11 protein-coding genes are annotated in these 13,969 nt (G+C 64.7%); 6 read left to right on the top strand and 5 right to left on the bottom strand.

All coding sequences use genetic code 11. The features are described from left to right. The first annotated feature begins 4 nt into the window (after window positions 1–4). The 5 genes from DC363_RS12085 to gluQRS all read left to right on the top strand — a co-directional run bounded on the left by DC363_RS12085 (window position 5) and on the right by gluQRS (window position 7,549). Window positions 5–1,054 carry an ornithine cyclodeaminase gene (locus tag DC363_RS12085; RefSeq protein ID WP_108641418.1) on the top strand — a complete coding sequence of 350 codons (1,050 nt, stop codon included), beginning with the start codon at window positions 5–7 and terminating at the stop codon, window positions 1,052–1,054. A gap of 243 nt (window positions 1,055–1,297) precedes the next feature. Further along, complete coding sequence (gene gyrA, locus DC363_RS12090; RefSeq protein ID WP_108641419.1) at window positions 1,298–4,054, top strand: DNA gyrase subunit A; 2,757 nt, start codon at window positions 1,298–1,300, stop codon at window positions 4,052–4,054. 230 nt (window positions 4,055–4,284) lie between these two features. Further along, window positions 4,285–5,154, top strand: a complete 870-nt coding sequence (locus DC363_RS12095; RefSeq protein ID WP_108641420.1) for a hypothetical protein — start codon at window positions 4,285–4,287, stop codon at window positions 5,152–5,154. A gap of 135 nt (window positions 5,155–5,289) precedes the next feature. Beyond that, complete coding sequence (trmFO, locus tag DC363_RS12100) at window positions 5,290–6,624, top strand: methylenetetrahydrofolate--tRNA-(uracil(54)-C(5))-methyltransferase (FADH(2)-oxidizing) TrmFO (RefSeq protein ID WP_108641421.1); 1,335 nt, start codon at window positions 5,290–5,292, stop codon at window positions 6,622–6,624. Between the two features lie 55 nt (window positions 6,625–6,679). Then, complete coding sequence (gene gluQRS / locus DC363_RS12105) at window positions 6,680–7,549, top strand: tRNA glutamyl-Q(34) synthetase GluQRS (protein WP_108641422.1); 870 nt, start codon at window positions 6,680–6,682, stop codon at window positions 7,547–7,549. A 10-nt stretch (window positions 7,550–7,559) separates the two neighbouring features. Here the strand turns inward: gluQRS and hisI are convergent, their stop codons facing one another. Then, window positions 7,560–7,919: a phosphoribosyl-AMP cyclohydrolase gene (gene hisI / locus DC363_RS12110; RefSeq protein ID WP_108641423.1), complete on the bottom strand. Its 360-nt coding sequence runs from the start codon at window positions 7,917–7,919 to the stop codon at window positions 7,560–7,562. Between the two features lie 71 nt (window positions 7,920–7,990). On the opposite strand from hisI, the gene DC363_RS12115 reads away from it, so the two are divergent. Continuing rightward, the gene (locus DC363_RS12115) at window positions 7,991–8,443 is read left to right on the top strand and encodes an iron-sulfur cluster assembly scaffold protein (RefSeq protein WP_108641424.1); all 453 of its coding nucleotides are present in this window, start codon (window positions 7,991–7,993) and stop codon (window positions 8,441–8,443) included. A 194-nt stretch (window positions 8,444–8,637) separates the two neighbouring features. Here DC363_RS12115 and DC363_RS17285 read toward each other — a convergent pair whose 3' ends face one another. From DC363_RS17285 to ctrA, 4 genes are all read right to left on the bottom strand, one after another. Further along, window positions 8,638–8,760, bottom strand: coding sequence for a hypothetical protein (locus DC363_RS17285; RefSeq protein ID WP_277871181.1), 123 nt, complete (start codon window positions 8,758–8,760; stop codon window positions 8,638–8,640). A 108-nt stretch (window positions 8,761–8,868) separates the two neighbouring features. Beyond that, a complete protein-coding gene (gene recG, locus DC363_RS12120; protein WP_108641425.1) occupies window positions 8,869–10,959 on the bottom strand; it encodes an ATP-dependent DNA helicase RecG in 2,091 nt (696 codons plus the stop codon). After that, window positions 10,956–13,073, bottom strand: a complete 2,118-nt coding sequence (ligA, locus tag DC363_RS12125; RefSeq protein WP_108641426.1) for an NAD-dependent DNA ligase LigA — start codon at window positions 13,071–13,073, stop codon at window positions 10,956–10,958. The genes recG and ligA overlap by 4 nt, the downstream gene beginning before the upstream one ends. Window positions 13,074–13,237: 164 nt before the next feature. After that, a complete protein-coding gene (ctrA, locus tag DC363_RS12130) occupies window positions 13,238–13,957 on the bottom strand; it encodes a response regulator transcription factor CtrA (RefSeq protein ID WP_108641427.1) in 720 nt (239 codons plus the stop codon). Window positions 13,958–13,969: the final 12 nt, after the last annotated feature.

Below are 13,969 nucleotides of genomic sequence, written 5' to 3' on the forward strand. Positions count from 1 at the left end.
TCCCATGACCCTCGCCCCGTCCAAACTGGCCCTTGTGCCCTTCGTTTCTGTCGACAACATGATGCGCCTTGTCCACCACCACGGGCTGGATGCCATGCTGCGGATGCTCGCCGATGCCATCGAAGAAGATTTCCTTCGCTGGGAGGCGTTCGACAAGACGCCGCGCGTGGCCTCGCATTCCGAGGTCGGCGTCATCGAACTGATGCCCACCTCCGACGGAGAGCTTTACGGCTTCAAATACGTCAACGGTCACCCCAAGAACACCGCCGAGGGGCTACAGACCGTCACCGCCTTCGGCCTCTTGGCAGACGTGCACTCGGGCTATCCGGTGCTGCTGTCCGAGATGACCCTGCTCACCGCGCTGCGCACGGCGGCCATGTCGGCGCTGGCGGCGAAACATCTGGCCCCCGAGGGGGCCACCACCATGGCGATGATCGGCAACGGCGCGCAGTCGGAATTCCAGTGCCGCGCGTTTCAGGCGATCTGCGGCGTGGACACCGTGCGCCTTTATGACACCGACCCTGCGGCGACGCGGAAGTGTGCGGCCAATCTCGAAGGCTCCGGCCTGACCGTGATCTCTTGCACGACCCCCGAGGATGCGGTCACCGGCGCGCAGATCATCACCACCTGCACCGCCGACAAGCAGAACGCGACGGTGCTGACCGACAACATGGTGGGCGCCGGCGTGCACATCAACGCCATCGGCGGCGACTGCCCGGGCAAGACGGAGTTGCACAGCGACATCCTGCACCGCTCGGACATTTTCGTAGAGTTCCCGCCCCAGACCCGCGTCGAAGGCGAGATTCAGGCGCTGGCCGAGGATCACCCGGTGATCGAGCTGCACGAAGTCTTCGCGGGCAAGACGCCGGGCCGCCGCGACGCGCGCCAGATCACGCTGTTCGACAGCGTCGGCTTCGCGATCGAGGATTTCTCGGCCCTGCGCTGCATCCACAAGGCGATCAAGGGAACCGATTACTACATCGACCTCGACATGCTGGCCGACCCGGACGACCCGCGCGACCTTTACGGCATGCTCGCCCGCGCCAAGTCCTGACGCCAGCACGAACCGCCCTTCTTTGGTTCAAAAATACCTCGGGGTTCGGGGCAGCGCCCCGATCCCGCCCCCTGATCCCGCGCCCGCCAGCACGGGGCCGGATGCCCCCATCGGGCACCGGCCCCGCCGATTTGCGCCACTTCCTGTTTGCACCACCCCTATGCTCTGATAGTCTGCGCCCAACAAGATATAGACCATGCGCACCGGCTCGAATCGGGGGCGCGCAGCGGACAGGCAAATGACATGAGCGATACTCCTCAACCCCCTGAAACCGAAGGCGAATTGCCGCCCGAGCGGCCTGTGTTCGACGGGCCGTCGATCTCGATCACCTCCGAGATGCGGACCTCGTATCTCGACTATGCCATGTCGGTGATCGTCAGCCGCGCGATCCCCGATCTGCGCGACGGGCTGAAACCGGTGCACCGGCGCATCCTTTATGCGATGCACGAGACCAACAACACCCACGACAAACCCTACCGCAAATCCGCCCGTCCGGTGGGCGATGTGATGGGTAAATACCACCCCCACGGCGACTCTGCGATCTATGACGCGCTGGTGCGCATGGCGCAGGATTTCTCCATGTCGCTGCCGCTTCTGGACGGTCAGGGCAACTTCGGCTCCATGGACGGGGACAACCCCGCGGCCATGCGCTACACCGAGGTGCGGATGGACAAGCCGGCTGCCTTTTTGCTGGCGGACATCGACAAGGACACGGTCGATTTTCAGGACAACTACGATGGCAAGGACCGCGAACCGACGGTCCTGCCCGCGCGCTTCCCCAACATGCTGGTCAACGGCGCAGGCGGCATCGCCGTGGGCATGGCCACCAACATCCCGCCGCACAATCTGGGCGAGGTTGTGGACGCCACGCTGGCGCTGATCGAGAACCCGGACCTGTCCTCGGAAGAGCTGATCGAATACGTCCCCGGCCCCGATTTCCCCACGGGCGGCATCATGCTGGGCCGCTCGGGCGCGCGGAAGGCTTATCTTGAGGGGCGCGGCTCGGTCGTGACCCGCGCCAAGACCAAGGTTGAGGAGATTCGCCGCGACCGCTGGGCCATCGTGATCGAGGAGATCCCCTATCAGGTGAACAAATCGACCATGGTGGAACGCATCGCCGAGGCCGCCCGCGACAAGAAGATCGAGGGCATCGCTCACGTGCAGGACGAATCCGACCGCAACGGCGTGCGCGTGGTGGTCGAGCTCAAACGCGATGCCACCGCCGAGGTGGTGCTGAACCAGCTGTTCCGCTTCACGCCGATGCAGACCTCGTTCGGGTGCAACATGCTGGCGCTGAACGGGGGCCGGCCCGAGACGCTGACCCTGCGCCGGTTCCTGACCTCTTTCCTTGATTTCCGCGAAGATGTCGTCATTCGCCGCACCGCGTTTGAGCTCAACAAGGCGCGCGACCGGGCCCACGTGCTTTGCGGCCTTGCGGTGGCGGTGTCCAACGTGGACGAAGTCGTGGCCACGATCCGCGCCTCGGCCGACGCGCCCGCCGCGCGCACCGCGCTGATGGAGCGCGCCTGGCCGGCCGAGGAAATCCTGCCTTTCATCAAGCTGATCGACGATCCGACCCATACGGCGAACGAGGACGGCACCTATAACCTGAGCGAAATCCAAGCCCGCGCGATCCTTGAGCTGCGCCTGCAGCGGCTGACGCAACTCGGGGTGCAGGAAGTCACCGACGAGCTGGAAGAGCTGGCGCGCAAGATCAAGGAATACCTCGAGATTCTCGGCTCGCGCGAGCGGATCATGGGGATCATCCGGGACGAACTGCAGGAATGTCGCGACCTGTTCGCCGTGCCGCGCCGCACCGAGATCGTGGACTGGTCCGGCGACATGGAGGACGAGGACCTGATCGAGCGTGAGGACATGGTCGTCACGGTCACCGAGAGCGGTTATATCAAGCGCACCGCGCTGGCCGACTTCCGCGCCCAGAAACGCGGCGGCAAGGGTGTCTCGGGCGGGGGTCTGAAAGAGGATGACGTGGTCACCACGCTCTTCGTTGCCAACACCCACACGCAGCTTTTGTTCTTCACCACCGACGGGATGGTCTACAAGCTCAAGACCTGGCGCCTGCCCGCTGGCTCACGCACGTCCAAGGGCAAGGCCATCGTCAACATCCTGCCGATTCCCACCGGCGTGTCGATCGCGGCGATCATGCCCGTGGACCGGGACGAGAAGGAATGGGACGATCTGCAGATCGTCTTCGCCACCTCCGCCGGGACGGTGCGCCGCAACCGGTTGTCGGATTTCACCAACGTCATGCGCAACGGCAAGATCGCGATGAAGTTCGAAGAGGATGAGGATATCTCGCTCATCAACGCGCGCATCTGTTCGGATGACGACGACGTGATGCTGGTGACGAACTCGGGCCGGGCGATCCGCTTCCCCACGACGGACGTGCGGGTGTTCAACTCGCGCGCGTCGCAGGGGGTGCGCGGGATCAAGCTTTCCGGTGACGACAAGGTCGTATCGATGTCGGTGATCCGCCACTTCGACGCGGAAGCGGACGAGCGCGCGGCCTACCTCAAGATGCGCCGCGCCATGGCGGGCGTGACCGAGGAGGAGGCCAGCGACGACGAAGACGGCAACGCCGACGGCCCCCTCCCGCAGGAGCGCTACGCCGAAATGTCCGCCGCCGAGAACCTGATCCTGACGATCACCTCGGGCGGGTCGGGCAAGCTGTCCTCCTCGCACGACTATCCGGTGCGCGGCCGCGGCGGCATGGGTGTGACGGCGATGGACAAGGCCATGCGCGGCGGTGAGATCGTGGCCTCCTTCCCGGTGGAGCTGGACGACCAGATCATGCTCGCCACTTCAAAAGGCCAATCGATTCGCGTGCCGGTTGACGGCATCTCGTTCCGGTCGCGCTCCGCCGGCGGCGTGAAGGTGTTCAACACCGGCAAGGGCGAAGAAGTCGTCTCGGTCGCGTGGATCGCCGATCAGGGCGACGAGGATGCGATCGAGGACGCAACCGAGGGCGGCGAAAGCTGACGCCGCACACAATTTGAACCTGCAACACGCGCTCGATCCGGGCGCGTGTTTTGCATCGACGCCCCGCGTGTGCCATGGCCGCCTTTTGCCGCCGTGGCAGGAAGGCAACGCATTCGGGTCGAGGCACCAAGACAGGCGAAATACCGGCCAACTCCATTGTTCCCGCACAGGGTTAGCGGTATCACACCCGTGCAATTATGCAGTGTTTTCAAGCTGAACGGACCATTAACGTGACCATCAAAGCAACTACTCTTGCCCTGCCTATTCTGGCACTGGGCACCTCTGCTCTAGCTCAGGGCATCGAATACCAAAGCTTCGGCGCAGGCTACAGCAACCTCTCTACCGGCGGGAGCGATGGCAGCCTGTTCAGCCTCGGCGGCGGTCTGGATTACCGCTCGGGCGGGTTCGTGTTCAACGGCAGCACCGGCTACCTTGATCTTGAGGACGACATTACTCTCACCGCACTCGACATGCGCGCTGGCTATTTCATTGTGCCGCAAGCGGCTGTTTATGTAGGCCTTGACTACATCGACGTCGAAGGTTTCGATCTGACGATCTACAACATCGGTGGCGAATACCAGTTCGGCCCCGGCGCCGTGGGTATCAACCTGAGCGAGCCGGATGTGAGCGGCGCCGAGACGATCACCACCGTCTATGGCGGCTATTCGGTCATGCCACAGCTTGAGATGAGCCTTGCGATCACCGAAGTCGACGGTGAAACCGGGGCCACGTTCGCGTCAGATTTCGATCTGGGCGGTAGCGAATTTGCTGCGACCTATATGACCTCTGATGGCATCGATATTTTCGCCGTGAACGGCAACTACGATCTTGGCAACAATTTCCGCGTCGGCGGCGGCTATGCCGATTTCGACGGCGACGTAGACCTCGTCTCGGTCAGCGGTGGCTATGAGATGCGCAACGACATGTGGCTCGACGTGTCCTACGGGCAGGCATCCTTCAGCGGTGGCCCGGACATCGACGTTCTGGGCTTTGCCCTGTCCTTCGAAACCGGCCGCGAATCGCTGCTGGTGGACCGCGCCTCGACCGCGCAGGCCGATGCCTTGGGCGTTCTGGGCGATGTCTTCGCCCCCATGCGCTAAGCCACATCCATCGCATGAGAAGCCCGGCCATTTCGGCCGGGCTTTTTTCGTGGCAGGATAGGAGCGCGTGCCGTTCCTGCACCGCCGCGCCATTCCGCCCTTTCATTGCGGCGCGGGACGTCCTATCTGACGGCCATGACAGAAAAACTCCATATCATCGGCGGCGGCATGGCCGGGTCGGAAGCGGCCTGGCAGGCGGCGCAACAGGGCGCCCAGGTCGTGATCCACGAAATGCGCCCCAAGGTCGAAACCTTCGCCCACCGCACCGGCCATCTGGCCGAGATGGTGTGCTCGAATTCCTTCCGCTCGGACGACGACGAACAGAACGCCGTGGGCCTGTTGCATTGGGAAATGCGCGCCGCCAACGGGGTGATCATCCAAACCGCGGACCGGCACAAACTGCCCGCGGGTGGCGCGCTGGCCGTGGACCGGGACCCTTTCGCCGAAAGCGTGACCCAAGCTTTAACATCGCATCCTAACATATCGGTATCGCACGAAGAAATCGACACGCTGCCCGATGACGGGCAGTGGATCATCGCCACCGGCCCGCTGACCTCGGGCAAGCTGGCCGAGGCAATCGCCAGTGAGACCGGGGCCGAGGCGCTGGCGTTTTTCGACGCCATCGCGCCCATCGTCTATGCCGACAGCATCGACATGAGCAAAGCCTGGATGCAGTCGCGCTACGACAAGGGCGAAACCGAGGCAGAGCGCACCGCCTACCTGAACTGTCCGATGACGAAAGAGGATTACGAAGGCTTCATCGACGCCCTGCTGGCGGCGGAAAAGACCGCGTTCAAGGAAGGTGAAACCGCGGGCTATTTCGACGGTTGCCTGCCCATTGAGGTCATGGCGGAACGGGGGCGCGAAACCCTGCGGTTCGGTCCGATGAAACCCGTGGGGCTGACCAATCCGCACCAGCCTGAGGTGAAGCCCTATGCAGTGGTGCAGCTGCGCCGGGACAACGCCCTTGGCACGCTTTACAATATCGTAGGCTTCCAGACCAAGATGAAGTATGGCGCGCAAGTCGATGTTTTTAAACGTATTCCGGGCCTTGAAAATGCCAGTTTCGCGCGACTTGGCGGCATCCACCGCAACACGTTCCTGAACGCGCCGACGTTGCTGGACGACCGGATGCGCCTGAAATCGAAGCCGAATATTCGTTTTGCCGGACAGATCACCGGCGTTGAAGGCTACGTTGAAAGTGCGGCCATGGGGCTTTTGGCGGGCCGGTTGGCGGCCGCCGAGCTGCGCGGAGAGACGCTGCCCCCGGTGCCTGCTACTACCGCCACCGGCGCGCTGGTGACCCACATCACCGGCGGGGCCGACGCCAAGACCTTCCAGCCCATGAACGTCAATTTCGGCCTGTTCCCTCCGGTGGAGGGGCTGAAAGGCGGACGCCGCGGGCGCAAGGATCGCTACAAGGCCTATACGGACCGCGCCAAGGCGGACTGGACGGCCTGGCTGGGATGAGGGGCACGGGGCGCGATATCGCAGGGGCCCCACGCGGTCCCGCGGGGGCCCGCCCATGAGGACCCGGTTCGCCCCGTCCCCCACCGGTCCGCTGCATTTGGGCCACGCATATTCTGCGTTAACAGCGCATGATATGGCCTTGTCCGCAAAGGGAGAATTCCTTTTGCGGATTGAGGACATCGACCTTACCCGCGCGCGGCCGGAGTGGGAGGCCGCGATCTATAACGATCTGCGCTGGCTGGGCCTGTCTTGGCCAGAGCCGGTGATGCGCCAGTCGGACCGGATGCCCGCCTATCGCGCGACGTTGCAACAGCTGTGGGCGGAGCGCCTCGCTTTTGCCTGCAGTTGCACCCGCCGCGACGTGCTCGACGCGCTCTCGGCCCCGCAGGAAGGGGCGGCCCCCGCGACGGGGCCGGACGGGCTGATCTATCCGGGCACCTGCCGCGCGAACCTGTCGCGGACCGGCACCGCCCCCTATCCCGCCGATACGGCCCTGCGGCTATCGCTGGCGCGGGTGGCTGAGCGGCTCGCCGGGGCCCCCCTGGTTTTCACCGAGACCGGCGCTGGCCCCGAGGGACAAACCGGCCGCATCACGGTCTCGCTGGACGAAGCGGTCGAGACCATCGGCGACATCGTTCTGGCGCGTCGTGATCTGGGCACGTCGTATCATCTGTCGGTAGTGCTGGACGATGCGGCGCAGGGCATCACCCATGTGGTGCGCGGGCAGGACCTGTTCGAGGCCACGAAAATCCATGTGATCCTGCAGCGCCTGCTGGGATTGCCCACGCCGATTTACCACCATCACCGGCTGATCCGCGACGGGGACGGCAAGCGGCTGGCCAAGCGCGACGACGCTCGCGCGCTGGCGAAATACCGCGCCGAGGGGGCGACGCCCGACGACATTCGCGCCATGGTCGGCCTGTGACGTGCGGTGGTCAGCCCTCGGGCGCCATCAATTCCACCTCGTCGCCCTCGATGACCGAGGTGTAGAAGCAGGAGCGGCGGTTGGTGTGACAGGCCGGACCGGATTGGTCGACCACAGCCAGCAGGCAATCGCGGTCGCAGTCAAGGCGCAGGTCCACCAGACGTTGCACATAGCCCGAGGTCTCTCCCTTCACCCAGAAGGCGCGGCGCGAGCGCGACCAATAGGTGACCTTGCGCGTCTGCAAGGTCCGCGCGACGGCCTCGGCGTTCATCCAGGCCAGCATCAACACCTCGCCAGAGCGGTGATCCTGCGCGATGCAAGGGATCAAGCCGTTGGAATCGTAGGATAATGTGGATGGATCGAAGGTCATTGCAGGTTTTCCTTTGGCAACCGCGCGCTGCGCGCCTATCTAGAGGGGCAGATGCACAAAGGCAAACCGACATGTCCGCAGACACCGACCTTATCAAGCTCTATTCGACCCGCATTCTGGGGCTGGCGGCCGATATTCCCCATCGCCAGCGGCTTGAAGCGCCGGACGGCACGGCGAAGCGGCGCTCGCCGCTCTGCGGCTCGACGGTGACGGTGGATCTGGTGCTGAAGGACGGTCGGATCAGCGATTACGGGCAGGATGTGAAAGCCTGCGCGCTCGGACAGGCCTCGGCGGCGGTGGTCGGCGCGAACGTCATCGGTCAGGATGAGGCGACGGTGCAAAAAGGGCGCGATCAGCTTCACGCCATGCTGAAAGACGGGGGCGCGGTGCCGGAGGCGCCCTTTGACGGGCTCGAAGTTCTGGCACCCGCGGCGGAGTACAAGAACCGCCACGCCTCGATCCTTCTGGCCTTCGACGCGACACTTGACGCTTTTGCGGCTGCCCGCACGGCGCAGGCCCGCTAGCCCCCTCCAAAGAAAAAAACCGCCGCTTTCCGGGACAGGGAAAGCGGCGGCAGGATTGCATTTCGTGAGGCACCGGCGGGGTCGGGACAGGCAGTGTCCCGGGACGCGGCAAGACAGGCAATGTCGAACGTCGGCAGATCAGATGGTGGGACACGAGATCCGGGACCACCGGCACGAAACGCGAAGGCAGACAGTCAGAACAGATTGGGCAGATAAAGCGCCGCGAACAGCATCACGATCAGGGCCGCCATACCAAGCGCATCGGCTAGGATCGTCTCGGACGAGCGGACAATAACGCTTTTGATTTCTCTGGCCATGATCACCTCTCCCTTTCATGTTCCTTCTGTTGCCCCTTTGTTCCATTAACCACGCATTAACGCAAGAACTTTATAAGAACAAACGAGAACAAAAAGAACGAGGAGGTGCTAACCCACTGATATTAAACGAATGGCCTTGTCCTGCTCCATGAGCCACAGGACGAGCCGCGCGGCGGCCCCGCGGTCGCTGCTCAGGTCAGGATCATCGGCAAGCAGTTTGCGCGCATCCGATTGCGCCAGCGCCATCAGCGCGGTCTGGCGTTCCAGATCGGCGATGCGGAACCGGGGCAGACCCGATTGCGCGGTGCCGATCACGTCGCCCGCCCCGCGCATGGCGAGGTCTTCTTCCGAGATGCGGAATCCGTCTTCGGTTTCGCGCATGATTTCAAGGCGCTGCCGGCCGCCCTCGGTCAGGGGAGCCTGATACATCAGAAGGCAGGTCGACTTCGCCGCCCCGCGCCCGACCCGGCCGCGCAACTGGTGCAACTGCGCCAGACCGAAGGACTCCGCCCGTTCGATCACCATGATCGAGGCATTGGGCACGTTGACGCCGACCTCGATCACCGTGGTCGCGACCAGAACCTTGGTCTCTCCGCCCACGAAGCGGGCCATGGCGGCGTCCTTGTCCGCCGGGGGCATCTGGCCGTGTACAAGGCCGACAACGCCCTCTCCGAGCGTGGCGCGCAGGCGTTTGAACCGCTCTTCGGCGGCGGTCATGTCGCTGGTTTCGCTTTCTTCGACCAGCGGGCAGACCCAGTAGCACTGCCGCCCTTCGGCCACGGCAGCGCGCAGACGCTCGATGACTTCATCCATCCGGGCGGTGCTGACAAGCGCGGTGGTCACCGGCGTGCGACCGGGGGGCTTTTCGTCCAGAACGCTCACGTCCATGTCGCCATATTGCGCGAGGGCAAGACTGCGCGGGATCGGCGTGGCGGTCATCACCAGCACATCCACCGCCTGCCCCTTTGCGCCCAGTTCCATACGCTGCGCCACGCCGAACCTGTGCTGCTCGTCAATGATGGCAAGGCGCAGATCGTGAAACACGACGTCCTTCTGGAACACGGCATGGGTGCCCACAAGAATATGGATGTCGCCCGCCGCCAGTGCTGCGAGTTTCGCGCGCCGCTCGGCCCCCTTGTCGCGTCCGGTGAGGATCTCGAGCACGACGCCTGCGTCATCGGCGAGCGGGCGCAGCCCTTCAAGGTGTTGCCGCGCGAGGATTTCCGTAGGCGCCATCATCACGCCCTGCCCGCCCGCCTCGACCGCGATCAGCAGCGCCATGAGCGCCACCAACGTCTTGCCCGCGCCCACGTCGCCCTGGAGCAAGCGGTTCATCCGCTGGGGTTTGGCCATATCCTCGGCGATCTCCGCGACCGCGCGGGTCTGCGCGCCCGTGGGGGAAAAACCCAGCGCGGCCAAGACCTTGCGCCGTTTGCGGCCATCGCCCCCGGTGCCGCGCCCCTTGCCGCGCCGGGTCTTGGCGCGGGCCAGTGCGAGGGTCAATTGATGGGCCATCACCTCGTCATAAGCGAGGCGCTGGCGCGCGGCCGCGGTGGGCTGCACCTCCGCCGAGGTCATGGGCCGGTGCGCCTGCGCAAGGGCCACGTGCCACTCCGGCCAGCCTTCGCGCGCGCGCAAAGCGGGGTCGATCCATTCGGGCAGATCGGGCAGACGCGCCAGAAGGTCGGCGGTGGCCCTGAACATCGCCTTCTGCGTGATCGTCCCGGTGAGCGGGTAGACCGGTTCATACACCGGAATCTGTTCGGCCGCATCGGGGGTCAGGATGTGGTCGGGGTGGACCATCTGGCCCATGCCGTCGAACATCTCGACGCGGCCCGAAACGACCCGGCGCTGGCCCGTGGGAAGCTGTTTGCGCAGGTATTCGCCGTGGCCGCGAAAGAACACGAGCTGGAATGAGGTTTGCGCATCCTCCACCGTCACGCGGTAGGGCCGGCCCCGTTGCGCGGGCGCGTGGTGCTGACCGATGACCACTTCGACCGTGCAGACGGCGGGCGGCTGCACTTCGAGGATCGAGCTGCGGCGGCGGCGGTCGATGCCGGAATGGGGCAGCGTGAAAAGCAGATCGCGGGCCTTCTCGATCTGGGCCGCGGCCAGCGCCTGCGCCGATTTCGGCCCGATCCCGTCGAGGCTGTCGAGCGCGGCGAAAAGCGGCCAGAGGATTTCCGGCCGGCCGGTCATGCGCCGTCGACCAGAGCGAGCCAGCCGTCTTCGTCCAGCGTCTCGATCCCGAGTTCGGCGGCCTTCTTCGCCTTGGAACCGGCACCCGGCCCTGCCACGAGCAGGTCGGTCTTGCTGCTGACCGAGCCGCTGACCTTGGCGCCAAGCGCTTCAGCGCGGGCCTTGGCCTCGGCGCGGGTCATCTTTTCCAGCGTACCGGTGAAGACGACGGTCTTGCCGGCGACGGGGCTGTCGGATTTCGGCTTGCGTGCCGGTTTGACTGTGAGCTGCGCCACCAGCCGGTCGATCGAAGCGCGCTCGGCCTCTTGCTGGAAGGTCGTGACGACCGAGGCCGCCATGACGTCGCCCACGCCGTCGATGCTCACCAGATCGTCCCAGACCGCGCCTTCGTTCAACGTGGCCTTGGTCATCGCGGACTCGAAGGCCTGCCACGTGCCGTAATGCTGGGCAAGCAGGTTCGATCCACTCTCGCCCACGTGCCGGATGCCGAGGGCGAAGATGAGGCGGGCCAGCGCGATTTCCCGTTTATCCTCAATGGCCTGGAAGAGGTTCTTTGCACTGGTGGCGCCCCAGCCGTCGCGGTTGGCCAGCTTGGTGAGCGCGGCGGCATCGCGGGCCTGCAGGGTGAAGATATCCGCCGGTTCCTTCACCGGAAGCTGGTCGTCGTGGTAGAACGCCTCAACCTGTTTGGCGCCGAGACCGTCGATGTCGAAAGCCGCGCGGGAGACGAAATGTTTCAGCTTCTCAACCGCTTGCGCCGGGCAGATGAGGCCGCCGGTACAGCGGCGCACGGCGTCGCCTTCTTCGCGCACCGCGTCCGAGCCGCATTTCGGGCAGGTCGTGGGGAAGACGTAAGGTTGCGCGTCGGCAGGGCGTTTGGCGAGGTCAACGTCCGCCACCTTGGGGATCACGTCACCCGCGCGATAAACCTGCACCCAGTCGCCCACGCGGATGTCCTTGCCGCCGCGGATCTCTTCGCCCTTGTTGCCGCGCCCGGCGATGTAATCCTCGTTGTGCAAGGTCGCGTTGGACACCACCACGCCACCCACGGTGACCGGGGTCAGGCGGGCGACGGGGCTGAGCGCGCCGGTGCGGCCCACCTGAATGTCGATGGCGTCGAGCCGGGTCCAGGCGAGTTCGGCGGGGAATTTATGAGCGATGGCCCAGCGGGGGGTGGTCGAGCGGTAGCCAAGGCGGGCCTGCAGGGCGAGGTCGTCCACCTTGTAGACGACGCCGTCAATGTCATAGCCCAGCGTCGCCCGCTGCGCCTCGATCCGGTGGTAATGGGCGAGCATCTCGCGAGGTCCGGCGCAAACTACCGTTAGGGGGTTGGTCTGGAACCCCAGCGCGGCCAGACGGTCGATGGCGCCGCTTTGGGTGTCGGCCAGGGGCGCCGAAACCTCGCCCCAGGCGTAGGCGAAGAATTTCAGCGGGCGGGCCTTGGTGATTGCAGAGTCGAGCTGGCGCAGCGATCCGGCGGCGGCGTTGCGCGGATTGGCGAAGGTCTTGTCGCCCGCGGCCGCTTGCCGGGCGTTGAGGGCTTCGAAATCGGCGTGGGACATATAGACCTCGCCCCGGACTTCGAGCACCTCGGGCGCGTTGGGGAGCGTCGTGGGGATATCGTCGATGGTGCGCGCGTTGGCGGTCACATCCTCGCCGGTTTCACCATCGCCACGGGTGGCCGCGCGGACGAGGGTGCCGCCCTCATAGCGCAGGGAGAGGGACAGCCCGTCGATCTTGGGCTCGGCGGTATAGGCGAGCTTTCCTTTGAGGCCCAAGAACTTACGCACCGACCGGTCGAATTCGACGATGTCTTCATCCTCGAAGGCATTGGCCAGCGACAACATGCGCAGCGCGTGCTGCACCTTTTTGAAGCCCGCAGCGGGGGCGGCGCCGACCTGATCGCTGGGGCTGTCGGCACGTTTGAGATCGGGGAACCGCGCTTCGATCCGGGCGTTGCGCTGTTTGAGCGCGTCGTAGTCCGCGTCGGAGAGATCCGGCGCATCCTTTTGATAATAGGCGGTATTCGCCTGCGCCAGAAGGGTGGAAAGCCGCGCGAGTTCCTGCGCGGCTTCGGTCTTGGTCAGCTCGTCAACCGGACGGTCCTGCGCCACGTCCTACCCCCATGTTCGTCAGATGTTGCCTGACCCAAGTGATAGGTCCGCACCCCTGTCGCGTCCAGCCCTGCCGTTCGGGATCGGCGCGGAAAGCGGGCGGTCCCCTGCGGCATGCAACCCGCCATAGGCGTAACCCGCGCCCGCCGCAACACCGGCGCCGGTCAGGCGTTGATGGCGATTTTCTGCGGGTCCTGCTGGTCCATCGGTTCGGGGTCGCGCAACACATAGCCCCTGCCCCAGACGGTTTCGATGTGGTTGTCGCCGCCGGTCGCCTCGGACAGTTTCTTGCGCAGCTTGCAGATGAAGACGTCGATGATCTTTAACTCGGGCTCATCCATACCGCCGTAGAGGTGGTTGAGGAACATTTCCTTGGTCAGGGTCGTGCCCTTGCGCAGGCTGAGCAGCTCCAGCATCTGGTATTCCTTGCCGGTGAGATGCACGGGGCTGCCGTCCACCTCAACCGTTTTGGCGTCCAGATTGACCGCGATGGCACCAGTCTTGATGATCGACTGGGCGTGCCCCTTGGAGCGGCGGATGATCGCGTGGATCCGGGCCACAAGCTCTTCGCGGTGGAACGGTTTCGTCATGTAGTCGTCGGCACCGAAGCCGAAGCCCTTGAGCTTGCTTTCGGTCCCGTCTTCACCGGAGAGGATCAGGATCGGGGTTTCGATCCTGCTCATCCTCAGTTGGCGCAAAACCTCATGCCCGTTCATGTCGGGCAGGTTGATGTCGAGCAGGATCAGGTCGTAGTCATAGAGCTTCGCAAGGTCGATCCCTTCCTCGCCCAGGTCGGTCGTATAGACGTTCAGGTTGGCATGGCTGAGCATCAGTTCAATGCTCTTGGCCGTGGATGGATCGTCTTCTACCAGCAATACACGCATGTCGCTTCTCCG

The organism is Thalassorhabdomicrobium marinisediminis (assembly GCF_003072065.1).
Classification (GTDB): domain Bacteria; phylum Pseudomonadota; class Alphaproteobacteria; order Rhodobacterales; family Rhodobacteraceae; genus Octadecabacter; species Octadecabacter marinisediminis.